Raw genomic sequence first — 24,813 nt, forward strand, 5'->3', positions numbered from 1 at the left:
TTGCGCAGAGCGTCAGCCCCGGCCCGCGACGCTGGCCTGATACCTGTCGAGTTCTGCGATCAAGGCCTGTCCATTGGGACGATCCTCACGCGCACAAAACTCAGCCCAGACCGCGCCGAAGGGCATGTCCCTGAATTCTTCCGTGACAATCAGGCGGTGCGAGAAATCGAGAGTGCTTTCAGCCGCCTTCAGCTGCTCCCATGGCATCAAAAGCGCACGCAGCAGGGCCTTTTGCATATTGCGGGTACCGATGGTCCAGGCGGCTGTCCTGCTGATCGTGGCGTCGAAGAAATCGAGCCCGATATGGGTGCGGCCCAGCAGGTCCGCACTGACCAGCTCCTGAGCCATCTGCAGGATGTCCTCGTTCAGCAAGATCACATGGTCGCTGTCCCACCGCATCGGGCGTGAGACATGCAGAAGGATTTCATCCAGTGACAGGGCGACTGCGCTGAGCTTGTCCGCAATGTTTTCAGTCGGGTGGAAATGCCCCATGTCGAGGCACAAAAGCGTGCCATTGCGGATTGCGTAGCCCATGTAAAACTCGTGGCTGCCTACCGTGCAGGCCTCGACGCCGATACCAAACAGTTTGCTTTCGACGGCATCGAGCATATGCGTCTTGTCCTGCGGCGGCGCCAGCATGATGTCCAGAGAGCCCTCCAGACGCGCGCGCGCCGACATGCGGTCGATGGGCGTGTCCTTGTAGCCATCGGGCACCCAGATATTGTTCACACACGGGCTGGCCAGAGCCGCACCCATGCGCGCTGCAATGTCGCGCGAGCGTTTGCCGTGTTCGATCCAGAAATCGCGGATGCCTTGATCGGGATGGCTGAGCGTCAGATTGTCGTCGGCTTTGCTATGGGCAAAGAAGGTCGGGTTGAAATCGAGCCCGATCCCCTGATCTCTGGCCCAGTCGACCCAGGGCGCGAAATGCTCGAACTCGATTTCGTCACGATCCGGGCGGGCGTCCGTATCGAGATACATGGCGTGCAGGTTCAGACGATGCTTGCCGGGTATCATCGCATAGGCAAATTCGAGATCGGCGCGCAATTCATCGGGCGTGCGCGCGCGGCCCGGATGGTTGCCGGTGGCCTGAATGCCTCCACCAGAGGAGCCCGATTTCTGTTCAAACCCGACAACATCATCGCCTTGCCAGCAATGCATGGAGATCGGAATGCGCGTCAATTGCTCCAATGCGGCATCCGTATCGACACCCCAGTCGGCAAAGGCGGATTTTGCTGTGTCATAGCTCATGCCCGCCTCCTATCGCGTGAAGGCCTGGACGTTGCCAGCGTCCACATTGAGGATATTGCCCGTGGATTTGCCTGACGTGTCCGCGGCAAAGAAATAGCAGGCTTCAGCGATATCCTCAGGCAACACGGAACGCTTGAGCAGGGAGCGCTGGCGGTACATCTCCTCGAGGCCCTCCTTGTCCGTGCCGTAGGTGCCCGCGCGCTGTTCCAGCCAATCGCCTTCCCAGATCTTTGAGCCGCGCAACACCGCATCGGGATTTACGACATTGACCCGGATGCCAGCCTCCGCCCCCTCCAGCGCCAGACATCTGGCCAGATGGATCTCCGATGCTTTTGCCGTGCAATAGGCCGCCGCATTGGGAGAGGCGGCAAGTCCGTTCTTGGAGGCCACAAAGACAACAGAGCCCCCCATGTCCTGAACCCGCATGACCTTGAAGGCCTCGCGGCTCACCAGAAAGTAGCCGGTGGACAGGATGTCCATGTTCTTGGTCCACAAAGCCAGAGATGTTTCTTCAATTGGCGCGGATGATGCGATCCCGGCATTGGAGACGAGAATATCGATCCCACCGAACTCAACCGATGCCGAGGCAAAAGCCGCCGCGACAGCCTCTTCGCGTGTCACATCCATGGTGACGCTGCGGATGACATCCTTGCCATAGCGCTGCGACAGCATGGCCTGGGTTGAAGCGAGGCCGTCTTCGTTGATATCTGCCAGAACGACGCACGCGCCTTCCTTGAGGTATCTCTCGGCTGTTGCCGCGCCGATGCCTCCTGCGCCCCCCGTGACGAGCGCCACGCGCCCTGCCAACGACTTGGGTTTGGGCATGCGCTGCAATTTGGCCTCCTCCAGAAGCCAATACTCGATATCAAAGGCTTCCTGCTCGGGCAGACCCTGATATGTGCTGACCGCAGATGCGCCCCGCATCACGTTGATTGCATTGACATAGAACTCGCCGGAAATGCGCGCGGTCGCCTTGTCCTTGGCGAAGGTGATCATGCCGACGCCGGGAATGAGATAGACCACAGCATTCGGATCCCTCATGGCCGGGCTGTCCTCGTGTTTGCAGCGCGCATAATAGGCCGCGTAATCGTCGCGATAGGCCGCAATCTGATCTGGCAGCGCGGACAAGGCCTCCTCGATATTGCCGCTTGCAGGATCAAAGGGCACGACAAGCGGGCGGATTTTGGTGCGCAGGAAATGGTCCGGGCAGGAGGTGCCCAAAGCGGCAAGTGGCGCCATGTCCCTTGCGTTGACAAACTCCAGAACCACGTCGTCGTCATTGAAATGACCAACCATATGCTGATTGCCGGAGACAAACCCGCGAATGGCAGGCATGAGCCTTGAAGCGATCGATGCGCGGGTCTCGGGCGGCAGGCTTTCATGGATCGCGCCACCAAAAGCCGGAACTCCGTTGCTGCGTTCTGCGAGCCATTTGGTGGCAACATTGATGACATCGATGGTCTGATCATAACAGGCCTTGGCCGTGTCGCCCCACGTGAAGAGGCCATGGCTTTCGAGCACCACGCCATCGGCATCCGGATTCTCAAGGCAAAACGTCTCGAGCCACAATCCCAGCTCGTAGCCGGGTTTCTTCCATGGGAGCCAGCCGATACGGTCACCGAAGATCTCGCGCGTCAGCTCCTTGGAGTTTGTGGATGCGGCAATCGCGATGATCGCATCTGCATGCACATGATCCACATGCGTGCGGGGCACATAGGCGTGCAGGGGGGTATCGATCGATGCGGCGCGCGGGTTCAGCCGGAAGGTGCAATGGGGCAGGTAGCCCACCATCTCGTCTTCGTAATCAACACCGCGATATAGTGTCTTCAGCGCGCGCAGTTTGTCCATGTAAAGGGTGGCAAAGCCATCCATGCCCATGGACCCGATATCGCCGCCTGATCCCTTGACCCAGAGCACCTCGACGGGCTCTCCGGTCAAGGGGTCGGTCTCCATCACTTTGGCAGACGTGTTGCCGCCGCCGTAGTTGGTCACGCGCTTGTCGGATCCCAGGATGTTGGAGCGATAGCGCAGCAATTCCGATTCGCTCAGGCCGTCCGCCACGGTCGGGTCCCAACGACTTTCCAGAAGTTGATTGTTCAATGATTTCAACATTTTTCCTCCCGGCAAACGCAACGCGCCTGTGATGACAAGTTGCGTTGAGCTTGATCCTGGTAAATTTGCTTGTCAATCAATTTCAATCACAATCAATCATGCTGCACTGCAGAATGATTGATTATGATCGTTTATGATTGACAGAGGGCGCGAATCTCGACAGCGTAAGCGGTGAGGGAGGCCAAAATGCACGAGAAAGAGCGCCACACGATCATCCTGTCTGCGGTTGAAGAACGGCCGGTTGTGACGGTGGTTGACCTGTGCAAACTGACCGGTGCCTCCGAGGCGACAATCAGGCGCGACATCGCAACCCTGGACAAGGACGGCCAACTCCGGCGCGTGCGCGGTGGGGCAGAGGCCCTGAACCCACCGCAGGTCGTGGGGCTTGTCGGGCGTCCGTTCTCGGTCAATGAGACCATGCGGATTGAAGAAAAACAGGCGATTGCAGCGGCAGCCGTGGAGCTGTGCGAGGATGGCGATGCGATCATCATCAATGGCGGGACAACGACCTTCCAGATGGTGCACCCCTTGGCCAGTCGACGTTTGCAGGTCTTCACCAATTCCTTTCCGATTGCAGAGCATCTGCTGAAGCATTCGAAAAATACCATCATGTTGTCTGGTGGAACGATCTACCGCGAGCAGAACATCATCCTGTCACCCTTCGACAATGATGTGACGCGCAATTTCTGTGCGCGGCGCATGTTCATGGGCGCGCAGGGGCTTGGGCCACTGGGGCTCATGGAGGCGGATCCACTGCTTATTCAGGCGGAGCAAAAGCTTATTGGGCAAGCCGATGAACTTGTCGTTCTGGCTGACAGCACGAAGTTCGAGCAGCGCTCGAGCCTCGTCCTGTGCCCGCTCAACCGGATCACGACGGTGATTACAGATGACCAGATCTCAGACAAGGCGGCCGCGATGCTCGAGGCCGCTGAAGTAAAGATGATCGTTACCCCAGCCGGTAGCGCTCACAGGTCGGCGGCCTCCTGAAGGGGACCGTCATAGCGAACGTATTTAGGGAGGATTCCAAATGAAACGTCGCACGTTTACCAAACTCACAGCAGGTCTCAGCCTGGCGGCCACCCTGTTTGGCACCACAGCCATGGCGCAGGACAACATGCGCATTGCGCTGGTTGTGAAAGCGCTTGGCATCGGGTTCTTCGAGGCCGCAGCGGAAGGAGCCGAGGAGGCCGCCAAGGAATTGGGGAATGTCGAGATCATCTATACCGGTCCGACGGACACGACCGCCGAGGGCCAGATTGAGGTGATAAATTCCCTCATCGCACAGGGCGTGGACGCCATTGCCGTATCGGCCAATGATACGGATGCGCTCGTTCCAACCCTCAAAAAGGCGATGCAGCGCGGGATCACGGTCATCAGCTGGGATTCCGGTGTGGCCCAAGAAGGCCGCATGATGCATCTGAACCCGTCGTCCAATGCGCTGATCGGCAATATGATCATCAAGCTGGCTGCCGATCATCTGCCCGATGGCGGAGATGTGGCGGTTCTGTCGGCCACAACAACATCCACGAACCAAAACATCTGGATCGAAGAGATGACGAAGGTCATGGGCAATTACCCCGGCATCAATGTCGTCACGACAGTCTATGGCGACGACCTTGCGGACAAATCCTACCGTGAGGCGACGGGCCTGATGCAATCCTATCCCGATCTTGACGCGATCATTGCGCCCACGTCCGTGGGTATTGTGGCTGCGGCGCAGGCCGTGGTGGATGCGGGTAAGGTTGGCGAAGTCAATGTGACAGGTCTCGGGCTGCCCTCCGAGATGGCCGGTGCCATCGAGAGCGGCGCGTCGCAATCCTTTGCCATCTGGAACCCGATTGATCTGGGCTACTCGGCAGCGATGATTGCCCATGCGCTCGCCTCGGGCGCTGTCACGGCGGAACCTGGTGCGGAGATTTCGATTGGCCGCGTGGGCAGCATCACGCTGGACGACAAGAACGAGGCCGCGATGGCCGATCCGTTCATCTACGACGCGTCCAATATCGACCAGTTCAAGTCGATTTTCTAAGCCTCTCCTGTCCTGCGCAGCGCGCACCATCGCGCTGCGCAGGCTTTTCGATCCCTCAGCCGAGTTTTTCGATGTTACACCAAGCGGACACCAGACGTGCGCCGGCCGCCATTTCCACGCAGGCGGCGATCCTTGCGCTGGACGGGATCACCAAGACATTTCCGGGCGTGAAAGCCCTCTCGGACGTGTCGCTGGAGCTCTATCCGGGCAAGGTCACGGCGCTCATCGGCGAAAATGGCGCTGGCAAGTCAACGGTCGTGAAGACCCTGACCGGCATCTACCAGCCCGACGCCGGCACAATCCTCATGGATGGACAGCCCACAGCATTTCCCGCCCCGCAGGCGGCCTCTGATCACGGTGTCACAGCCATTCATCAGGAAACGGTCCTCTTTGATGAATTGTCCGTGGCGGAAAACATCTTTCTGGGCCATGCGCCGCGCGGCGCATTTGGGTTGATCGATGTGAAAGCGATGACCCGCAAAGCCGGAGAGATCCTGACTGGCATCGGCGCGACAATCGATCCCGAACACAAGCTCAAGGATCTGGGCATTGCCAGCAAACACCTCGTGGCGATCGCGCGCGCGCTATCGATCGATGCCCGTGTCGTCATCATGGACGAACCCACTGCCGCGCTCTCGCACAAGGAAATCGAGGAGCTTTATGAGCTTGTCGAAAGCCTGAAGGCGCAGGGAAAGGCGATCCTGTTCATCAGCCACAAATTCGATGAGATCTTTCGCATCGCGGACAATTACACGGTCTTTCGCGACGGGCAGTTGATTGGTCATGGTGCGATTGCCGATGTCAGCGAGGCGGAGTTGGTGAAAATGATGGTGGGCCGGGATGTCAGTCAGATTTTTCCCCAGCGCGCGGCCCATCCCGGTGACACGATCTTGCAAGTGACCGGCTATTGTCATCCAACGGAATTCGAAGACATCGGGTTTACTCTGCGAAAAGGCGAAATTCTGGGGTTTTATGGCCTCGTGGGGGCGGGACGGTCCGAATTCATGCAAGCTCTGTTTGGCATCACGCGTGCCTCGGCCGGTGAGGTCGAGATTGACGGGCAGAAGGTCCGGATCATGTCGCCAGCGGATGCGGTCGCCAACGGCATTGTCTATGTGCCAGAGGATCGCGGCAAACAGGGCGCCATCCTTGATCTGCCCATTTTTCAGAACGTGACCTTGCCCTCACTGGGGCGCATCTCCAGCAGGGGCTTTCTGGCGCTTGCCGAGGAATTCAGGCTGGCGCGGGAATACACAGAGCGGCTGGATCTGCGCGCAGCGTCGCTTGATACCCATGTGGGCAACCTCTCGGGCGGCAATCAGCAAAAGGTGGTCATAGCGAAATGGCTCGCGACCCAGCCCAAGGTCATCATCCTTGATGAGCCGACCAAAGGCGTCGACATCGGATCAAAGGCTGCCGTGCACGAGTTCATGGCGGAATTGGCGGGCCAGGGGCTCGCGGTCATCATGGTCAGCTCGGAAATCCCCGAAGTGCTGGGCATGTCAGACAGGGTCATCGTCATGCGCGAGGGCCGGATGGTGGCAGAGCTGTCCGAGGCGGAGTTACAGCCCGAAACGCTCGTCCGTCACGCCGCTGGTATCTAGAAGGGACCGCTCATGCTCAAACGCATTCTGACATCTCGCGAAGCCCTTCTTGTGGGCGCCATCGCTGTGTTGCTGGCGCTGATCTCGTCGCGCTTTCCTGCCTTTATTGCCCCGGGCAATCTGGCCAATGTCTTCAATGATACATCGCCACTGATCCTGCTGGCCATCGGACAGATGATTGTCATTCTGACCAAATGCATCGACCTCAGCGTTGCGGCCAATCTGGCGCTGACGGGTATGGTCGTCTCGATGCTCAATGTGGCGATGCCGGGCTTGCCCATTGTCTTCATCCTGATGATCGCCGTGGGTCTCGGGATGGTTCTCGGCATGATCAACGGCCTGCTGGTCTGGAAACTGGCCATCCCCCCCATTGTCGTCACATTGGGTACGATGACGATCTTCCGGGGCCTGATCTTCGTCATCTCGGATGGGAAATGGGTCAACAGCCACGAAATGAGCCCCGCGTTCAAGGCCTTCCCGCGCACCGAGCTATTGGGTCTGCCTGTTTTGGGATGGATCGCAATTCTTGCGGTCATACTCTTCACGATTGTCATGACGCGAACCACACTGGGCCGGGCCTTCTATGCCGCCGGCGGCAACCCCCATGCGGCCACTTATGCCGGGATCAATGTCGGAAAAACCCAATTCTGGGCCTTTACAATTTCGGGCGCATTGGCCGGGCTGACAGGGTATTTGTGGGTCTCTCGTTTTGCCGTCTCATATGTGGATATCGCCGGTGGATTTGAGCTGGATGTTGTGGCTGCCTGCGTTATTGGCGGGGTGTCGATCATGGGGGGCATCGGCACGGTCGCAGGCGCGCTTCTGGGCGCCTTGTTTCTGGGTATCATCAAGAATGCCTTGCCGGTCGTTGATATTTCCCCCTTCTGGCAACTCGCGATCTCAGGCAGCGCGATCATCATCGCGGTGGCCCTGAATGCACAGGCCAACCGGGAAAAAGGCCGGATCATCCTCAAACGCGCGGAGCAGGCCACATGAGCACCACCGATCGTTTCGTCCCCGACCGCTTGCGGTCTCCTCTGGAGCAACGGCTGAAGAGCTGGGAGACCCTTTTGCTATTGGTGGCCATTGCCATCTTTGTGGCCAACAGCTTTGCGTCTCCCTATTTCCTGAATGCGTGGAACCTGAGCGACGCCACGTTCAATTTCACGGAAAAAGCCATGATCGCCTTTGCGATGGCGCTGCTGATTATCTCAGGTGAGATTGACCTGTCGGTCGCCTCGATCATTGCGCTGGCGTCCACGGCCATGGGGGCGGCTGTTCAGATGGGCGTGGGCACGCCGGGGCTTGTGCTGATCGGGCTGGGCGTCGGGCTGTTGTGCGGTGCGTTCAACGGGCTTTTGGTCACGCGGATGGGCCTGCCTTCCATTGTGGTGACCATCGGGACGATGAGCCTCTTTCGTGGCATCAGTTTCATCGTTCTGGGCGACCAGGCCTATCGCGGGTACCCCGATAGTTTCTCATGGTTCGGGCAGGGCTATGTCTGGTGGGTCATTTCTTTTGAGTTCGTGCTCTTCGGGGTCATTGCGCTGATCTACGCCGTTGTATTGCACAAGACCAACTTTGGCCGCGCGGTCTATGCGATAGGCAATAATGCAACCGGCGCCATGTTTTCGGGTATTCGCGTCCCGCGGGTGAAGTTCATTCTGTTTCTTCTCACGGGCCTCATGTCCGGCGTGGCAGCGGTTTGTCTGACGGCGCGGCTGGGCTCCACCCGCCCGTCCATCGCGACGGGGTGGGAGCTGGAGATCGTGACAATGGTGGTTCTGGGGGGCGTCAGTATCCTCGGCGGCTCGGGCACCATACTGGGTGTTGTGATCGCGGCCTTCGTCATGGGGCTGGTGACGTTCGGGCTTGGGCTCCTCAACGTGCCCGGCATTGTAATGTCCATCGTGATCGGGGCGCTTTTGATCGGGGTCATCGCTTTGCCGCGCTTGTGGTCGATGTGGCGGGGGCGGTGATGGAGAAATATGCCTTCAAAATGCAGCTCAATCCGGGGTGCCGTGCCGAATATATCAGACGCCACGATGAGATCTGGCCGGAATTGTCCGCGCTTTTGAAAGATGCAGGCGTGAGCGACTACTCAATACACTTCGATCCCGAAACCCACATCCTCTTTGGCGTTCTTTGGCGCGAACAGGGCCATGGCATGGATGACCTGCCAAACCATCCCATCATGCAAAAGTGGTGGGCGCATATGGCGGATATCATGGAAACGCATTCCGACAACGCGCCTGTCGCGCGCCCCCTTGAATGCGTCTTTCACATGCCATGACGCGCCATTTAGCAGTCATAGATATTGGCAAAACCAACGCAAAGCTCGTGCTTGTGGATCGGCAGACCCTGTCCGAGATCGCTGTCATCACACGGCCCAACACATGCATTCCCGGCCCGCCCTGGCCGCATTTCGATGTCGAGGGGCATTGGCGCTTTCTTCTGGAGGGATTGCGCGCATTTCATGCAGCCCATGGCATTGAGGCCATTTCTGTCACAACCCATGGCGCTTGCGCCGCGCTGCTGTCGAAAGATGGGCAGCTTGCCGCACCGATCCTTGATTACGAACATGCAGGACCCGACGACACAGCAGCGGCGTATGACGCCATCCGCCCCCCGTTTGCCGAGACAGGATCGCCGCGACTGGCAGGTGGTCTTAACATCGGCGCACAGCTGTTTTGGCAGTTTCAGAGCGATCCCGGTCTCAAGGACAGAACGCATCAGATCGTCACCTATCCGCAATTCTGGGGGGCGCGGCTGACCGGTGTGACGGCGACGGATCCGACCTCTTTGGGTTGCCATAGTGACCTTTGGAACCCGACAGATGCGACATTGTCCTCTCTGGTGGACGGATTTGGTCTTGCATCCAAGCTGGCGCCTGTGCGCGCACCCTCGGATATCCTGGGCCCAATCCTGCCCCATGTCGCCGACGCAACCGGGCTTGCGCCTGAGACGCCGGTCTATTGCGGCATTCACGATTCCAATGCGTCGCTCCTGCCTTATGTTCTGAGCGAAACGCCACCTTTCAGCGTAGTGTCGACGGGAACATGGGTCATCGCCATGTCGATTGGTGGCAGGGTGCGGTCACTGGATCCAAACCGCGATACGCTGATCAATGTAACAGCCACAGGCCAACCGGCGCCCTCGGCGCGTTTCATGGGCGGACGCGAACACGATCTGGCAACCGCAGGCCCGTACCCGGATCCCACGCAACAGGATCTGGAGACGATCCTTGGAGAGGAGATCACGCTGTTGCCCGCCGTCGTGTCAGACACCGGGCCTTTCAAGGGGCAGACGGCGCTTTGGATTGGTGAAGAACCTCAGCGCGGCACAGGCGCGCGGGGCGCCGCCGTGGCGCTCTATCTGGCACTTGTGACTGCGGAATGCCTCTCCAATATCGGACAGGAGGGCAAGATCATTGTCGAAGGGCCCTTTGCGGGCAATTCGATCTTCCTCGATATGCTGAGCGTCGTGACAGGCTCTGACGTCTATCGCGCGCTCGGCACGACCGGAACCAGCGCGGGAGCGGCTCTCCTTGCTCCCGGGCCATCTGTTCCGCCGCCGGTGCAGGCACATCCGGTCTTGATCGGTTCGGACCGACGCGAAGCGCTCATGTCCTATGCAACCCTTTGGCGGGACAGGGTGCGAGGCCGTGTGACGTGATGATCATTGCCGCCAATCCCCCGTGATCCCGCGAGGCACTTGGATGTGCGCACAACATCAAGGCAATATCCCCGACGCTTATCTGCACGCCAAAGCGGGGTTCAGCGACTGGCCGTGGACAAATGGGCGACGGATCCCGATTTGTATTACGTGACGACGGGGCCGCAGAACGCCCGAGCCGAATTCTGACGCAGCGCGCGCATCTGCTTTCATTTGCGCCACCGAAGGCTCAATCCACGCCACCGTATCGACGGGAGCAATAAACCAATGCGTCGCATACCCGCCAAACCTGCTTGCGGCACCAGTCAGCATGAGCCACTTCATCGCCGGGAAGCGTTCAAATCAGGTGCCGTCGCAACGCCGGCGTCATATGTGCGGTGTGGCTATATCTGCTGGCCTTTTGCAACGGCGGATTGGACGGCGGCGATCTCATCCGCAGAGAGGCCATAGTCCTGCGCGGCGGTCTCGGGCGAGATATATCCGAGGGCAAGATCACGCTTCACGCGCTCTTTGGGGCGCTCAGCCGGATCGCCGTAGCCCGCGCCGCCGGGGAAGGCCATCATCACTCTGCGCCCGTGGGGCACAAATTGCTTGCCTTTGACACGCATCTCCGCCCCGTCGTCTCGCGCAATTGTCGTTGGCGCGCCGCTCAAGCCGCCGCGACGGCCCCGCGCGGGATGCTGGCTGCGATCGAACATGGCTTGAATATCGAACTCGTGACCCTCTTGCGCGCCCACTTCCATGAATTGGCCCAGACCGCCGCGCGTTTTGCCCGCACCGCCACTGTCGGGCCGCAGCTCCTTGCGCCAGATGATGACGGGGCCTGCGTGTTCCGTGGCTTCAATGGGCATGGTCATGACGCCGGACGGAAAGGCCGTGGCGTTCATCCCGTCATGCTCAGGGCGCGCGCCCGAACCGCCCGAATTGAAAGTCAGGACCTCGGCGCGCTTGGCATCCGCAGGGGCAGGGGCGTCGCTGCGGGGGCGCAGGCTCACCTGGAAATTGCACAGACATCCTGCGCCCTCGGCTGGGACCAGTCCGGGAACGATCTTGTCGAACGCGTCGTAGACCGCATCGGGAACGAAATGCCCCACAATGTGGCGCAGCGCGACGGGCGCGGGATGCAGCGCGTTCACGATGGTGTTTTCCGGCGCGGTGACCTCAAAGGGCGCCAGCGAAGCGGCATTGTTTGGGATCTCGGGCGCGATGGCGACTTTCAAGGCATAGCAGGCATAAGCTTTTGTGTAGACCAGCGGGCAGTTGATGCCTTTCCTGTCGATCCCGGATGTGCCGGTGAAGTCCGTGACGATCCGGTCTCCCTTGATGCTGATGTTCACCTTGAGCGTGATGGGCACGTCAAAGCCATCCATCGTCATCTCGCCGCTGGCAGAGGTCTGGGGCAGGGCGGCGATGGCGTCGAGTGTCGCTCGGCGCGAATTGTCTAGGATGAACGCGGCAATCTCGTCCAGATCGGCCAGGCCGAACTCTTCCATCATCGCCACAAGCCGCCTGTGGCCAATCTCATTGCAGGTGGCCAGCGCATAGACATCGCCGATGAGCTGGTCTGGCTCTCGGACATTGCCACGGATGATCCGCACCAGCGTCTCATCAACAACGCCTTTGTCTGCAAACTTCATGATCGGGATGTAGAGGCCTTCCTCGTAGACACTCTGTGCATCGGCGCCAAAACCACGGCCGCCAATATCAACGATATGCGCTGTGCAGGCGAAAAAGCCGACCAGAGCGCCCTCGTGAAACGACGGGGTGACCATCGTGATATCGTGCAGGTGGCCGGTGCCTTCCCAAGGGTCGTTGGTGATGTAGACATCGCCCTCGAACATGTTGTCTCGCCCGATCCGGCGGATGAAATGGGCCACGGCATCGGCCATGGCGTTCACATGACCGGGGGTGCCGGTCACGGCTTGGGCCAGCATGGTGCCATGGGTGTCATAGACGCCAGCCGAGAGGTCGCCCGCTTCGCGCACCGAGGTTGAAAAGGCCGTGCGGACCAGCGCCTGCGCCTGTTCCTCAACCACAGAGATCAGGCGGTTCCACATGACCTGATAGACGACCTTGGAATGCTCTTGTACCATGGGTCTTATCCTTTCGGGTCTTTGCTCGGCTTGCGCGCGACGACATCGATGCAGCCGTCGGGCTGGCAGATCGCGTCGCGGCTGGCGGGCACGATGATGGTGGTTTCGGCTTCGGTCACAGCCGCCGGGCCTTGCGCCCGTTGACCCGTGCCCATGGCGTGCCGGTCAATCACATGCGCGTCGAGATAAGCGCCTCCCGCCGCATCGAAGATGGGCCGCGTGCTGCCCGTCGCGACGGGCGCGCTGCCGTCTGTTGTCTCAATGCGTGCGACGTCTTCAGGGGGAGTCGTGGCATTCACGGACCACACCGTTATCTCGATATCCATCCCGGCGACGGGGCGGCCAAAGAGTTTGGTGTAGTCTTCCTCAAAGCGCGCCTCAAAGGTCGCGGCATCGGGGGTCATGGCCTGTTCTTCGGTCAGTGAAATCGGGATTTCCCAGCCCTGACCTGTGTAGCGCATATAGACTTTGAACTCCGACAGGATCGGGCTGACCGCGTCACAGGTGCGGACAAAGCCGGTGGCTTCGGTCTGAAGATCGCTCAGGAGGGTTTTGATTTTTCCCGGATCGAAGTCGCTCAGCTTCATATAGACCGACCGATTGGCCTCAAAGCTGAAAGGCGCACGCAGAAATCCGATGGCAGAGCCGACGCCCGCGCCGGGCGGCACCAGAAGGCGTGCAACGCCAAGCTTCTCACAAAGCCTGCCCGCATGCAGCGGGGCGGCACCGCCAAAGGCGATCATCGTGTACTCGCTCAAATCCTCGCCGTTCTCGACGGCGTGGACACGGGCGGCATTGGCCATGTTTTCGTCGACCACTTCGGCCACACCAAAGGCAGCCTCAGTCGCGTCCATGTCCAACGTCTCACCGACATGGTCAGTCAGCGCGGCCCGGGCGCTCTCAGGGTGCAAAACAATTGATCCGCCTGCAAAATTCTCGGGGTCCAGCTTGCCCAGCACAAGATCAGCGTCCGTGACACCGGGGCGCGCGCCGCCGCGACCGTAACAGGCCGGGCCGGGCTCGGAGCCCGCGCTTTCCGGCCCGACACGGATTTGGCGCAGGGCGTCCACATGGGCCAGGCTTCCACCGCCCGCGCCAATTTCCACCATGTCGATCACGGGAATGGAGATCGGCATCCCCGATCCCTTCTTGAAGCGATACGTGCGGGCCACCTCGAAGACGCGGCTGGTCTTGGGAGTCTGGTTCTTGATCAGGCAAATCTTGGCTGTGGTCCCACCCATGTCGAAGGAGAGCACCTTGTCCAACCCGTAGCGCGCCGCGATGTGCGCCGCAAAGACTGCACCGCCTGCGGGGCCTGATTCCACCAGTCGCACCGGGAAATCTGCCGCATTCTGGATCGAGATGATCCCGCCGCCCGAATGCATAAGAAAGATGCGACAGCCCACGCCTTCGCCGCGCAGCCGCTCTTCCAGACGCCCGAGATAAGAGGCCATCAACGGTTTGATATAGGCGTTGGCGACAACCGTGTTGAACCGTTCATATTCGCGCATTTGCGGCGAGACCTCGGACGATATCGAGACCGAGACATCGGGCAGACGTTCTGCCAGCACATCACGCACCAATACTTCATGGGCGGGGTTGAGGTAGGAGTGGATCAAACCAACGGCGACACTTTTGAAGCCCGCTTCCGCAATGCGCTCGACCACGGCCTCGACATCGGCGCGCTCAAGAGCAACCAGAATCTCGCCCCTGGCATTCACACGGCCCGGGACGGTAAAGCGCACATGGCGCGGCAGCAGCGGGTCGGGCAGGTTGAGGTTGAGATCGTATTGCTCAAAGCGCGACTCGGTGCGCATCTCGATCACATCGCGAAACCCTTCGGTCGTGATCAGCGCGGTCTTGGCGCCGCGCCGCTCGATCAGCGCATTGGTGGCCAGCGTCGTGCCATGTATGATCTGCTCGATCTGAGACGGTGCGATGCCCGCTTTGGCGCAGGCCTGATGCATCCCGTCGATGATCGCGTCCTCCGGGGCGGCATAGGTCGTCAACACCTTGACCGAGACGCGTGTCGCGCCTTGTTCGAGCACGACATCCGTGAAGGTGCCGCCAATATCGACCCCCATGCGAACAGACCCGGCCTTCATCGACACCTCCCTTTGCGCCCTATGCGCTGACATGACGACAGTCGCGCGGGGAAATCAAATCAATTGCGGTCTCGTGCGTGAAAGACCGGAACCGCACATCGCTGCATGGGGCTTACGATATGGCCGTCATCAAAGGTGGCGCTGATGCTTCCCCAAAGCCCAATGCAACTGAGATCGGGTCTGGACTGCACATGTCTCTGCCAAGCGCGAAGCACAGTTTGCGGCGGGCAAAACATTGCAAATTTTCCAGCCGAATTAGTGCCAGAATTCTTGATCGAAAAGAGCTTTGCGTCTAAGGATGCCCCGTGGGATCGACGATGGCGTCGTCGCTGATGGAAACTCGGTCAGAGCATCCCAAACCAAAAATCCTGAACGCCGGGATCTTGCTTTGCCGTTTAACGGTGGGGGAAGGTGCAACCGGACTGCAGGGCACTCCTCATCACCAAAAGCGGCCTGAACAGGAGTGAACCGATGGACGGAGCATCCAACTTTGGCGTCGCGGGTCAGCGCCCCGACTTTTACCGTTTTCACCAGGGCGAAAAGGTGCTGCCTTTCGCTGATGCCGAATATGAAGCGCGGCTGGCCAAGCTGCGCGCGGTCATGGCCGATGAGGGCGTTGATGCCTGCGTGCTGACCTCGATGCACAATGTCGCTTATTATTCGGGCTTTTTGTATTGCTCGTTTGGCAGGCCTTATGCGCAGGTCGTAACGGCCACCGAGACCGTGACCTTCAGCGCGGGCATCGATGCGGCCCAGCCCTGGCGTCGCGGCTATGGCGACAACATCACCTACACCGATTGGCAGCGGAACAATTACTGGCGCGCGATCCACTCGGTGGTGGGCTCGGGCAAGGTCGTTGGCTTTGAAGGTGATCATATCTCCTACACCCAGCTTGGCTTGCTGGACGCGTTCCTCAAGCCGTCGGGCAAGAAGGACATCGCGCCCGCGACGATGCGCCTGCGCATGCACAAATCCGCCGCTGAGATCGAGCTGATCCGCGCCGGTGCCAACACGGCGGATGTGGGCGGCTATGCCATCCGCGATGCCATCAAGGCAGGCGCGCGCGAGGTCGATATCGCCATGGCGGGCCGCGATGCGATGGAGCTGGAGATTGCCAAGCGCTTCCCCGACAGCGAGATCCGCGACAGCTGGGTCTGGTTCCAGTCTGGCATCAACACCGATGGCGCGCACAACCCCGTCACCACGCGGCAGCTTGAGCGCGGCGATATCCTGAGCCTCAACACCTTCCCGATGATCTCAGGCTACTACACTGCGCTGGAGCGTACGCTCTTTGTCGAAGAGGTCGATCCTGCGAGCCTCAAGGTCTGGGAGGCCAACGTCGGCGCCCATGAATACGGGATGAGCCTGCTCAAGCCCGGCGTGTCCTGCGCTGAGGTCACGCACAAGATCAACGACTTCTTCGCAGAACGCGACATGCTGCAATACCGAACCTTTGGCTATGGCCACTCTTTCGGTGTGCTGTCGCATTACTACGGCCGGGAAGCAGGTCTGGAGCTGCGCGAGGACATCGACACGGTGCTCGAGCCCGGCATGGTGATCTCGATGGAGCCGATGCTCACAATTCCCGATGGCCAGCCCGGCGCGGGGGGCTACCGGGAGCACGATATCCTTGTGATCACGGAAGACGGCAATGAAAACATCACCGGCTTCCCCTACGGCCCGGAGCACAACGTCGTCGGGTGATCGAATCGGAATAAAGGTATGAGCGGCCCGGGTTGCTCATACCCACCCCGGGGCGTTCAGCGATCGTCCCGGGCTTTCAGGCGCCCGCGGTGCCCATAAGGTGTCTCCCCGTACCGGGCTTTGTAATGGCGCGAAAAGACGTTGTTGGAATTGAAGCCCGCCGCTACGGCGATTTCCATAACGCTGAGATTGGTCTCCGTCAGCAATGTGCGCGCGCGATCCAACCGGATATTGCGATAGGTTTGTGCGGGAGCCTCATTCAGCAATTGTTTGAACTGACGTTCGATCTGGCGGCGCGAAATTCCCGCGCGGATCGCAAGCTCATCCAGCGTCAGGGGATTTTCGATATTGTCGTACATCGCCCGCAAAACGGCCAGGATACGTGGATTGCGCGAGCTGATGGCCTTGGCGATGGAGGAGCGCTGTTCGCTGCGCGTCGTGATATCCGGCCCGTTCAGACACATGTCAGAGACCGCGATAGCAAAGTCCTCTCCGTAGTCCTCTGCGATAATGGAGACCATCAACTCGGTCGCGGCAACACCACCTCCGCAGGTGAGAAGTGTTCCGTCTTTTTCGAACCGCTGCGGCGTGGGGGCCAGATCAGGAAATTCCTCGATAAAACCGGGCTGGTTCTCCCAATGCAGCGTGAACCTCTTGCCCTTCAGTAGGCCTGCCCGCGCCAGGGTCGCAGCGCCAGTGCAGATCCCGCCGACCGCGCCGCCAAAGCGGACGTGGCGCCTGATGCCTCCCAGAACATCCTCCGAGGCCGCCTGAATGCCGTTGTTGCCGGAGCAGACAAAGAGATAGGTGTCCGGCGTCAGCGCGCGCAGGTTTGCATGCACGTCGATATCAATCCCTGACGAGGAGGAGACCGTCCTTCCGTCGTCAGATATCGCCAACCATCCATAAAGCGGCTTTTGCGCCAGCTGATTGGCGATGCGCAATGGATCGAGTGCGGCGCTGAAGGCAAGCAAGGTGAACTGGGGCAGAAGCAGGAAGCCGAACCATCGGGTCTCTTTTGCGGCTTTGATCGGGTAGCTGAATGCGCCTTCTGGCACGAGATCGGGCCGACCTGTGTCCCTGCCTTCATTTTTGCTCACAATTGCCCCCTCAGTCGGTTCTCTCCAGAAGCATCGGGAACCAGTCTTCCCGCAAACGCTCACCTTCTTTCATATCATGCCCGGGGAAGGGAGGCGATGTTGGCCCTGGGCGCTCAATGTAGCGCGCGTCGTCCCCGAGGAGGCGCAGGGAGAAGGCCCGGCGGCGCGTGCCCGCCTCATTGCCGCGCGCGCCATGCAGGGTCTTGTAGTTGAACGCGACGGCATCGCCCGGCTCCATCTCATATTCGCGGATGTCCATGCCTTCCGCATCCGGATCGGGGACAGGCATATATTCATCGTCGTTCGGATAAAAGCTCGTTTCGGCCAGCCAGCGCGTTGGCAGGACCGCCTTTTCCCACAGGTGCGAACCGGCCACGCAACGCAAAGAGGCCTCGCGCACGGGATCGAGCGGCGACCAGAAGCTCACGGTTTGCTGCCCCTCGACAAAGTAATAGGGCGCATCCTGATGCCAAGGCGTGGGCTTGGAGGTGCCGGGCTCCTTCACAAGCACATGATCATGGAACATCTGGACGGTTCGCGATCCCATGAGCTCCGCGGCCACTTCAGCCGCGGGAGAAGCCTTGATGGCCTCCCGAAACTCGGGGATCCGGGTCCAGTTGCAATAATCATCAAAGAAACGCCCGCCTTCGCCTTCCTTGAGGTTTTCGGCCGCGTAGGGGCCAGGCTCGGCCATGTTGCGCGCGACGCCGTCGCGGAGCTGCTCCACCTGGTCCTTGAACAGACCTTTCACCAGTACGACGCCGTCCCGGGCGTAGGCCTCGATATGCTCTTGGGTCAAAAGAGGGTGTGTCATGGGTCTGACCTCTCGTTGCGATTGTTGGGGGAGTGAAAACTATTCCGCCATCTGGCGGTCAACCTGGTGTTCTTCGTTGATCATGGCCTGCAACTGTCGGCGAAAGCGCAGCTGCCCGCCATCAATCGGCAAGTCGACATGCGGTGAGGTCTTGTTGGACATGCCGAGCTGCACTTCATTGAGAACGGCACGGTCTTCTTCGAAGGCGTGCTGCACATCCTCTGACATCATTTTCGACAGCTCTTCGTCATCCGGGCGGATGTTGCGCAGCTGGAACCAGTAATAGCGCGTGCGGCCCTCGTCAGTTGGCGTCATGAAATTGTAGCTGTCCATGATGAAGGTTTTCTCATGCAGCGGACCGTCCGGCCCGCCAGTGCCTGCAGGTGTGAAGACAGCCTTGATCAGCGCGTGGGACGGGTAGCGGACCTCATAGTGCTGAAGCCGGTCACAGTTCCCCTCGAACTCGACTACCTTCTTGTAGAACGGGGCAGGCTCATGATCCATCATCCAGCGATGCACGATCACGCCTTCATCGGTCTTGGTGATCCTGAGCGGCGTGTCCTTGGTGGCATCGGCGGCAAAACTTGATTGATGAACCCAGGCCACATGGGTCGGGTCAAGCAGGTTGTCGCACATCAGCAGGTAGTTGCAGTCAAGCTCCATGGCCGCGCCGCGATTGATGCCCCAATCGGGGTTGTCATAGTTCTCGATCTCGAAAATGTCCGACGGATCCGCCAACGCCGGGTTGCCCATCCAGATCCAGACAAGCCCGTATTTCTCATGCATCGGGTAGGCATGGACTTTGGCATTTGAAGGGATGCTGCCCGTGCCCGGCGCCCAGACACATTGACCCGCGCAGTTGAACGTAAGCCCGTGATAGCCGCATTCCACCGTGTCGCCTTTGATCCGCCCCTTGGACAGGGGCAGCTTGCGGTGCGGGCAGGCATCCTCGAGCGCCACGAGATCCCCTGCCTCAGACCGGAACACGCAGATCTTTTCCCCAAGGACCATGATCTGTTGCAAATCGCGCGTAATCTCATGGTCCCACGCGGCGACATACCAAGCGTTCTTCAAAAACATCTGTGTCATCGCTCTTATCCGCGGCCCAGAATACCCGGAAGGTTCAAGCCGTTTTCGCGCGCGCAGTCCAGTGCTTCTTCGTAACCAGCGTCTGCGTGGCGCATGACACCGGAGGCGGGGTCGTTCCACAGCACATTGGCGATGCGGCGGTCGGCATCTTCCGTGCCATCGCAGCAAATGACCATGCCGGAATGCTGCGAAAAGCCCATGCCGACGCCACCACCGTGGTGCAGCGAGACCCATGTGGCCCCGCCCGCGACATTCAGCATCGCATTGAGCAAGGGCCAGTCGGAGACGGCGTCCGAGCCGTCTTTCATGGCCTCGGTTTCGCGGTTGGGCGAGGCGACCGAGCCGCTGTCGAGGTGGTCACGGCCAATCACAACGGGGGCGCTGAGTTCGCCCGTGCGGACCATCTCATTGAACGCCAGACCAAGCTTATGACGCTGGCCCAGACCGACCCAGCAGATGCGCGCGGGCAGGCCCTGAAACGCAATTCGTTCGCGCGCCATGTCGAGCCAGTTGTGCAGATGCGGATCGTCGATCAGCTCTTTGACCTTGGCGTCGGTCTTGTAGATATCCTCCGGATCACCCGAGAGCGCACACCAGCGGAACGGGCCCACGCCCCGGCAAAAGAGCGGGCGGATATAGGCGGGCACAAAGCCGGGGAAGGCGAAGGCGTTCTCCAGCCCTTCCTCCTGCGCGACCTGACGGATGTTGTTGCCGTAATCCAGCGTGGGCACGCCCGCGTTCCAGAAGTCCACCATCGCGGCGACTTGGGTTTTCATCGAGGCGCGCGCGGCTTTTTCCACCGCGGCGGGATCGCTTTCCTGCTTGGCGCGCCATTCCGCAACCGACCAGCCCTGCGGCAGGTAGCCATGGATCGGATCATGGGCGGAGGTCTGGTCTGTCACCATATCCGGTTTGACGCCGCGCCTCACCAGCTCGGCAAAGATATCCGCCGCGTTGCCGATAAGCGCCACGGATTTGGCCTCGCCTGCGTCGGTCCAGCGGTCGATCATGGCCAGAGCCTCATCGAGGTCATGGGTCTTTTCGTCCACATAGCGGGTGCGCAGGCGGAAATCGGCGCGGCTCTCGTCGCATTCCACGGCGAGACAGCAGGCGCCGGCCATCACCGCCGCAAGCGGCTGCGCGCCGCCCATGCCGCCCAAGCCCCCTGTCAGGATCCAGCGGCCCTTGAGGTTGCCATCGTAGTGCTGTCTGCCTGCTTCCATGAAGGTCTCGTAGGTGCCTTGAACGATACCTTGCGTGCCGATGTAGATCCACGACCCGGCGGTCATCTGGCCGTACATCGCGAGCCCGCGCTTATCGAGCTCATTGAAGTGGTCCCAATTGGCCCAATGCGGCACGAGGTTGGAATTGGCGATGAGCACGCGCGGGGCGTCCTTGTGTGTATTGAAGACGCCCACGGGCTTGCCGGATTGCACCAGCAGTGTCTGGGTCTCGTCGAGATCCTTCAGGGCTGCAACGATCGCGTCAAAATCCTCCCAGGTGCGGGCCGCACGGCCAATGCCGCCATAGACGACCAGCTCATGGGGGTTCTCCGCCACGTCGGGGTGCAGGTTGTTCATCAGCATCCGCATGGGCGCTTCGGTCAGCCAGCTCTTGGCGGTGATCTCGGGGCCGGTGGGCGGAAAAATGTCGCGTTGGTTGTGGCGAGGATTGTTCATCGAATGCCTCCAAGGGTCGGGGCCAATTCGGCCAATGTGGTGAGGATCGCGCCGAGGTGGCGACGCAGCGCAGTTGCTTTGGTGGGATCATAGGCCCAGGGCGGGGCCTCATCCGTCAGATAGCTCGATTGCGCGAGCTCCATCTGCACCGCGTGCCAGCCCTCGGCGGGTCTGCCATAGTGACGGGTGGTCCAACCGCCGCGAAACCTTCCGTTGGTCACGGATGTGTAGTCTTCCGCGCCATGGCATATGCCTTCGACGGCCGCGGTGATGCGCGGGTCACAGGTGGTGCCGCTGTCGTCACCGATGTTGAAATCCGGCAGCGTTCCATCAAAGAGAAACGGGATGCGCGAGCGGATCGAGTGACAATCATAGTGGATTGCCACGCCATGCAGATCCCGGATGCGCGTCATCTCCGCCGCCATCGCCGCGTGATAAGGCCGGTGCAGCGCATCAAGTCGGCGCGCTATTTCATCGGCATCCGGGGCCGTATCCCAGATGTCGCGCCCCTCGAAATCCGTAAGCGGCACGAGCCCGGTGGTGTTCTGGCCGGGATAGAGGCTCTGGCCCGACGGGTCGCGGTTCACATCGAGCACATAGCGGTGATGGGTGGCGCGCACGATGGTCACGCCCTCCAGCAGCCCGTCATAAAGCTGGTCTATATGCCAATCCGTATCGGCCAGCTTGCGCCCGGTGTCATTGAGGTGGGCGTGCACATCGTCGGGCACAAAGGTGCCGGTATGGGGCAGCCCCAGAACAATCGGGCCGTCTCCGCGTTGCACCGTTACGGGCGTCATGCGCTGTCTCCTGTGATGAAGGCCGGAAGATCAACCGATGCGGCGAGGGCCCCTGTGGCCACAAGCGCGCCCGCGGCCTCGATGCCGGGCGCCATGTAGTGGTCTTCCGCCAGCGTTGGCACCTCCGCACGCAGGGTCGCCATGGCGGCTTTCAAGGCTGTGCTCGTCTGCAACGGCGCGCGAAATTCGATGCCTTGTGCGCCGCACATCGCCTCGACGCCGAGGATGACATTGAGGTTTCGGTTCATCCGCTCCAGCCGCCGCGCGGCATGGGCGGCCATGGAGACATGGTCCTCCTGATTGGCGGATGTGGGCGTGCTGTCGGTTGTGCAAGGATTGGCGAGATGCTTGTTCTCGCTCATCAAGGCCGCCGTCGTGACTTCTGCGATCATCAGGCCGGAGTTGAGCCCCGGATCAGGCGTGAGGAAGGGGGGCAGGTCAAACGAGAGCGTCGGGTCTACCATGAGCGCCACGCGCCGCTGGGCAATCGCTCCAATCTCGGAAATGGCCACAGCAATCTGGTCGGCGGCAAAGCCCACCGGCTCGGCGTGGAAATTGCCACCCGAGACGATCAGGCCGTCTTCCACCAGCACCAGCGGATTGTCCGTCACCGCATTGGCCTCGATCTCAAGCGTGCGGGCGGCAAAGTGCAAGAGGTCCATGGCCGCGCCCGTCACCTGCGGCTGGCAGCGGATGCAATAGGGGTCTTGCACCCGGGTGTCGCCATCGCGGTGGCTCTCGCGGATCTCGGAGCCATCCATGAGCGCGCGCTGTGCGCGCGCCACGGCAATCTGCCCGGGATGGCCGCGCAGCGTGTGGATGGCATCCTGCAACGGCGCGGTGGAGCCCATGATGGCATCGGTGGAAAGCGCACAAGTCAGGACGGAAGTCGCCGCATTGCGCCATGCGCCCCAAAGGCCCACAAGGGCGCAGGCGGTGGAAAACTGCGTGCCGTTGATCAGGGCAAGCCCTTCCTTTGGGCCGAGCACAATGGGCGTTAGGCCCGCCTTGGCAAGCGCATCGGCTGCGGGCATGCGCGCGCCTTCAAAGACCGCCTCGCCCTCGCCAATCATCGCCGCCGCCATATGGGCCAGCGGGGCCAGATCACCCGAAGCCCCCACAGAGCCTTGCGCGGGGATCACTGGTATCACGCCGCGCGCCAGCATGTCTTCGATGATCTTGACCGTGCTCATGGCCACGCCGGACGCCCCACGCCCAAGCGACAGCAGCTTTAGTACCATCATCAGCCGGGTGGTCGCCGCGTCGAGCGCCTCTCCCACACCGCAGCAATGCGACAAGATCAGGTTGCGCTGAAGCGTGGCCACGTCGCTGGCGGCGATCTTGACGCTGGCAAGCTTGCCGAACCCGGTGTTGACACCGTAGACGGCCTCTTCGCCATTGGCCGCCTCGGTCACAAGCGCCTGCGCCGCGCTGATCCCGGCATGGGCCGAAGGGTCCAGAACCACGGGGCGGTTCTGCGCCCAGATGCCTTTCAGCTGCGCCAACGTCGCGGCGCCGGGTGTGAGTGTGACAGTCATAGCACCCCCTTGAAGATGCGTTGGTGAAGCGGGTTGAACCCGATGCGGTAAGAGAGTTCTGCGGGGTGCGAGACGTCCCAGACGCACAGATCGGCGCGCATGTCCGGGGCGATCCGTCCGCGATCACTCAGGCCAAGGGCCATGGCGGCATGGGTGGTCACGCCCAGTAGGGCCTCCAGCGGGGTCATGCGGAACAGGGTGCAGGCCATGTTCATCGTGAGTAACAATGAGGCCAGTGGCGAGGAGCCGGGGTTGCAATCGGTGGCCAGCGCCATCGGCACGCCGTGTTCGCGGAACGCCTGAATGGGCGGCACTTGCGTTTCGCGCAGCGTGTAGAATGCGCCCGGCAGGACCACAGCAAGGGTGCCCGCAGCGGCCAGCGCGCGGGCATCGGCGTCGGTGGCATATTCCACGTGATCGGCGCTGAGCGCACCGTAGCGCGCCGCCAGTTGTGTGCCGCCGATGTTGGACAGCTGCTCGGCATGGAGTTTGACGGGCAGGCCCAACTCGACAGCAACATCGAAAACGCGTGCGATTTGTGCCGTATCAAAGGCAATCCCCTCGCAGAACCCGTCCACGGCATCGACCAGCCCCTCCGCATGGGCCGCGCGCAAGGCAGGGATGCACACGTCGTCGATATAGCCATCGGGATCGTTTGCGTATTCCGGCGGCACCGCATGGGCGCCGAGGAAACTTGTTCGAACGTCGATGCGGCGCTCCTGCGCGATCTTGCGCGCGACGCGGAGCATCTTCAGCTCCGTCTCTTGGTCGAGCCCATAGCCGGATTTCACCTCAAGGAGGCTAACACCCTCGGCGACCATTGCATCCACACGGGTCAGCGCGTCTTGCAAGAGGGCCTCTTCGGAGGCCGCGCGGGTGGCCTTGACAGTCGAGACGATCCCGCCACCGGCGCGGGCGACCTCTTCATAGCTTGCCCCATTGAGGCGTTGCTCGAACTCTGCGGCGCGGTTTCCGCCAAAGACCATATGTGTATGGCAATCGATCAAGGCAGGCGTGACAAGCCTGCCGCCCAGATCGTGGCGTGTATCATCGCGGTAAAGCTCCGGCACCGTATCAGCCTCACCGACCCAGGCGATCGTCTGGCCGCGCAGGGCAATGGCACCATCGCGGATCAGGCCATAGCTCGCCCCGTCGTGCAGGGAGACGATCTGCGCATTTGTCAGGAGCATGGGGCGACTCGCTTGATAAAATCTACGTATAAT

General features: G+C 60.8%; 19 protein-coding genes. 8 read left to right on the top strand and 11 right to left on the bottom strand.

What is annotated here, in order from left to right:
• Positions 1-12: 12 nt before the first annotated feature.
• Both ACP15S_RS05975 and ACP15S_RS05980 read right to left on the bottom strand, forming a co-directional pair.
• Positions 13-1,251 carry an L-rhamnose isomerase gene (locus ACP15S_RS05975; RefSeq protein WP_425038660.1) on the bottom strand — a complete coding sequence of 413 codons (1,239 nt, stop codon included), beginning with the start codon at positions 1,249-1,251 and terminating at the stop codon, positions 13-15.
• 9 nt (positions 1,252-1,260) lie between these two features.
• The gene (locus ACP15S_RS05980; protein ID WP_425038661.1) at positions 1,261-3,363 is read right to left on the bottom strand and encodes a bifunctional rhamnulose-1-phosphate aldolase/short-chain dehydrogenase; all 2,103 of its coding nucleotides are present in this window, start codon (positions 3,361-3,363) and stop codon (positions 1,261-1,263) included.
• Between the two features lie 186 nt (positions 3,364-3,549).
• On the opposite strand from ACP15S_RS05980, the gene ACP15S_RS05985 reads away from it, so the two are divergent.
• From ACP15S_RS05985 to ACP15S_RS06015, 7 genes are all read left to right on the top strand, one after another.
• Positions 3,550-4,350, top strand: a complete 801-nt coding sequence (locus ACP15S_RS05985; RefSeq protein WP_425038662.1) for a DeoR/GlpR family DNA-binding transcription regulator — start codon at positions 3,550-3,552, stop codon at positions 4,348-4,350.
• A gap of 40 nt (positions 4,351-4,390) precedes the next feature.
• Positions 4,391-5,392 (top strand): rhamnose ABC transporter substrate-binding protein, encoded by a 1,002-nt coding sequence (gene rhaS, locus ACP15S_RS05990; protein ID WP_425038663.1) that lies wholly within the window; start codon positions 4,391-4,393, stop codon positions 5,390-5,392.
• Between the two features lie 71 nt (positions 5,393-5,463).
• Positions 5,464-6,996, top strand: a complete 1,533-nt coding sequence (locus ACP15S_RS05995; protein ID WP_425038664.1) for a sugar ABC transporter ATP-binding protein — start codon at positions 5,464-5,466, stop codon at positions 6,994-6,996.
• Positions 6,997-7,008: 12 nt separating this feature from the next.
• On the top strand, positions 7,009-7,992 hold the full coding sequence (locus ACP15S_RS06000) for an ABC transporter permease (protein WP_425038665.1): 984 nt from the start codon (positions 7,009-7,011) through the stop codon (positions 7,990-7,992).
• Positions 7,989-8,975, top strand: coding sequence for an ABC transporter permease (locus ACP15S_RS06005; RefSeq protein ID WP_425038666.1), 987 nt, complete (start codon positions 7,989-7,991; stop codon positions 8,973-8,975). Before ACP15S_RS06000 ends, ACP15S_RS06005 begins: the two co-directional genes overlap by 4 nt.
• The gene (rhaM, locus tag ACP15S_RS06010) at positions 8,975-9,289 is read left to right on the top strand and encodes an L-rhamnose mutarotase (RefSeq protein ID WP_425038667.1); all 315 of its coding nucleotides are present in this window, start codon (positions 8,975-8,977) and stop codon (positions 9,287-9,289) included. The genes ACP15S_RS06005 and rhaM overlap by 1 nt, the downstream gene beginning before the upstream one ends.
• A complete protein-coding gene (locus tag ACP15S_RS06015) occupies positions 9,286-10,671 on the top strand; it encodes an FGGY-family carbohydrate kinase (RefSeq protein WP_425038668.1) in 1,386 nt (461 codons plus the stop codon). The genes rhaM and ACP15S_RS06015 overlap by 4 nt, the downstream gene beginning before the upstream one ends.
• 383 nt (positions 10,672-11,054) lie before the next feature.
• Here ACP15S_RS06015 and ACP15S_RS06020 read toward each other — a convergent pair whose 3' ends face one another.
• Together ACP15S_RS06020 and ACP15S_RS06025 are read right to left on the bottom strand one after the other, a co-directional pair.
• A complete protein-coding gene (locus tag ACP15S_RS06020; RefSeq protein WP_425038669.1) occupies positions 11,055-12,764 on the bottom strand; it encodes a hydantoinase B/oxoprolinase family protein in 1,710 nt (569 codons plus the stop codon).
• A gap of 5 nt (positions 12,765-12,769) precedes the next feature.
• Positions 12,770-14,869 (bottom strand): hydantoinase/oxoprolinase family protein, encoded by a 2,100-nt coding sequence (locus ACP15S_RS06025; protein ID WP_425038670.1) that lies wholly within the window; start codon positions 14,867-14,869, stop codon positions 12,770-12,772.
• Between the two features lie 471 nt (positions 14,870-15,340).
• On the opposite strand from ACP15S_RS06025, the gene ACP15S_RS06030 reads away from it, so the two are divergent.
• On the top strand, positions 15,341-16,573 hold the full coding sequence (locus tag ACP15S_RS06030; RefSeq protein WP_425038671.1) for an aminopeptidase P family protein: 1,233 nt from the start codon (positions 15,341-15,343) through the stop codon (positions 16,571-16,573).
• Positions 16,574-16,629: 56 nt separating this feature from the next.
• Here ACP15S_RS06030 and ACP15S_RS06035 read toward each other — a convergent pair whose 3' ends face one another.
• From ACP15S_RS06035 to hutI, 7 genes are read right to left on the bottom strand one after another with little or no spacing between them, the layout of a single operon-like run.
• Positions 16,630-17,673: a GlxA family transcriptional regulator gene (locus ACP15S_RS06035; protein WP_425038672.1), complete on the bottom strand. Its 1,044-nt coding sequence runs from the start codon at positions 17,671-17,673 to the stop codon at positions 16,630-16,632.
• A gap of 10 nt (positions 17,674-17,683) precedes the next feature.
• The gene (locus ACP15S_RS06040; RefSeq protein ID WP_425038673.1) at positions 17,684-18,487 is read right to left on the bottom strand and encodes a phytanoyl-CoA dioxygenase family protein; all 804 of its coding nucleotides are present in this window, start codon (positions 18,485-18,487) and stop codon (positions 17,684-17,686) included.
• A gap of 39 nt (positions 18,488-18,526) precedes the next feature.
• A complete protein-coding gene (locus ACP15S_RS06045; protein WP_425039661.1) occupies positions 18,527-19,567 on the bottom strand; it encodes a Rieske 2Fe-2S domain-containing protein in 1,041 nt (346 codons plus the stop codon).
• A gap of 14 nt (positions 19,568-19,581) precedes the next feature.
• Positions 19,582-21,255, bottom strand: a complete 1,674-nt coding sequence (gene hutU / locus ACP15S_RS06050; protein ID WP_425038674.1) for a urocanate hydratase — start codon at positions 21,253-21,255, stop codon at positions 19,582-19,584.
• Positions 21,252-22,052: an N-formylglutamate deformylase gene (hutG, locus tag ACP15S_RS06055; protein ID WP_425038675.1), complete on the bottom strand. Its 801-nt coding sequence runs from the start codon at positions 22,050-22,052 to the stop codon at positions 21,252-21,254. Before hutG ends, hutU begins: the two co-directional genes overlap by 4 nt.
• Entirely contained in the window at positions 22,049-23,590 is a 1,542-nt protein-coding gene (gene hutH, locus ACP15S_RS06060) for a histidine ammonia-lyase (protein WP_425038676.1), read from the bottom strand. The genes hutG and hutH overlap by 4 nt, the downstream gene beginning before the upstream one ends.
• Positions 23,587-24,780, bottom strand: coding sequence for an imidazolonepropionase (gene hutI / locus ACP15S_RS06065; RefSeq protein WP_425038677.1), 1,194 nt, complete (start codon positions 24,778-24,780; stop codon positions 23,587-23,589). The genes hutH and hutI overlap by 4 nt, the downstream gene beginning before the upstream one ends.
• Positions 24,781-24,813: the final 33 nt, after the last annotated feature.

Source organism: Primorskyibacter sp. S187A, from assembly GCF_049800955.1.
Lineage (GTDB): Bacteria > Pseudomonadota > Alphaproteobacteria > Rhodobacterales > Rhodobacteraceae > JAKVBH01.

Coding starts and splice junctions, on each gene's coding strand:
- ACP15S_RS06015 (WP_425038668.1), top strand. CDS start 9,286: ATGACGCGCCATTTAGCAGTCATAGATATTGGCAAAACCAACGCAAAG.
- ACP15S_RS05980 (WP_425038661.1), bottom strand. CDS start 3,363: ATGTTGAAATCATTGAACAATCAACTTCTGGAAAGTCGTTGGGACCCG.
- hutU (WP_425038674.1), bottom strand. CDS start 21,255: ATGAACAATCCTCGCCACAACCAACGCGACATTTTTCCGCCCACCGGC.
- rhaS (WP_425038663.1), top strand. CDS start 4,391: ATGAAACGTCGCACGTTTACCAAACTCACAGCAGGTCTCAGCCTGGCG.
- ACP15S_RS05975 (WP_425038660.1), bottom strand. CDS start 1,251: ATGAGCTATGACACAGCAAAATCCGCCTTTGCCGACTGGGGTGTCGAT.
- hutI (WP_425038677.1), bottom strand. CDS start 24,780: ATGCTCCTGACAAATGCGCAGATCGTCTCCCTGCACGACGGGGCGAGC.
- ACP15S_RS06045 (WP_425039661.1), bottom strand. CDS start 19,567: ATGTTTTTGAAGAACGCTTGGTATGTCGCCGCGTGGGACCATGAGATT.
- ACP15S_RS06030 (WP_425038671.1), top strand. CDS start 15,341: ATGGACGGAGCATCCAACTTTGGCGTCGCGGGTCAGCGCCCCGACTTT.
- ACP15S_RS06025 (WP_425038670.1), bottom strand. CDS start 14,869: ATGAAGGCCGGGTCTGTTCGCATGGGGGTCGATATTGGCGGCACCTTC.
- hutG (WP_425038675.1), bottom strand. CDS start 22,052: ATGACGCCCGTAACGGTGCAACGCGGAGACGGCCCGATTGTTCTGGGG.
- rhaM (WP_425038667.1), top strand. CDS start 8,975: ATGGAGAAATATGCCTTCAAAATGCAGCTCAATCCGGGGTGCCGTGCC.
- hutH (WP_425038676.1), bottom strand. CDS start 23,590: ATGACTGTCACACTCACACCCGGCGCCGCGACGTTGGCGCAGCTGAAA.
- ACP15S_RS06020 (WP_425038669.1), bottom strand. CDS start 12,764: ATGGTACAAGAGCATTCCAAGGTCGTCTATCAGGTCATGTGGAACCGC.
- ACP15S_RS05985 (WP_425038662.1), top strand. CDS start 3,550: ATGCACGAGAAAGAGCGCCACACGATCATCCTGTCTGCGGTTGAAGAA.
- ACP15S_RS06040 (WP_425038673.1), bottom strand. CDS start 18,487: ATGACACACCCTCTTTTGACCCAAGAGCATATCGAGGCCTACGCCCGG.
- ACP15S_RS06000 (WP_425038665.1), top strand. CDS start 7,009: ATGCTCAAACGCATTCTGACATCTCGCGAAGCCCTTCTTGTGGGCGCC.
- ACP15S_RS06005 (WP_425038666.1), top strand. CDS start 7,989: ATGAGCACCACCGATCGTTTCGTCCCCGACCGCTTGCGGTCTCCTCTG.
- ACP15S_RS05995 (WP_425038664.1), top strand. CDS start 5,464: ATGTTACACCAAGCGGACACCAGACGTGCGCCGGCCGCCATTTCCACG.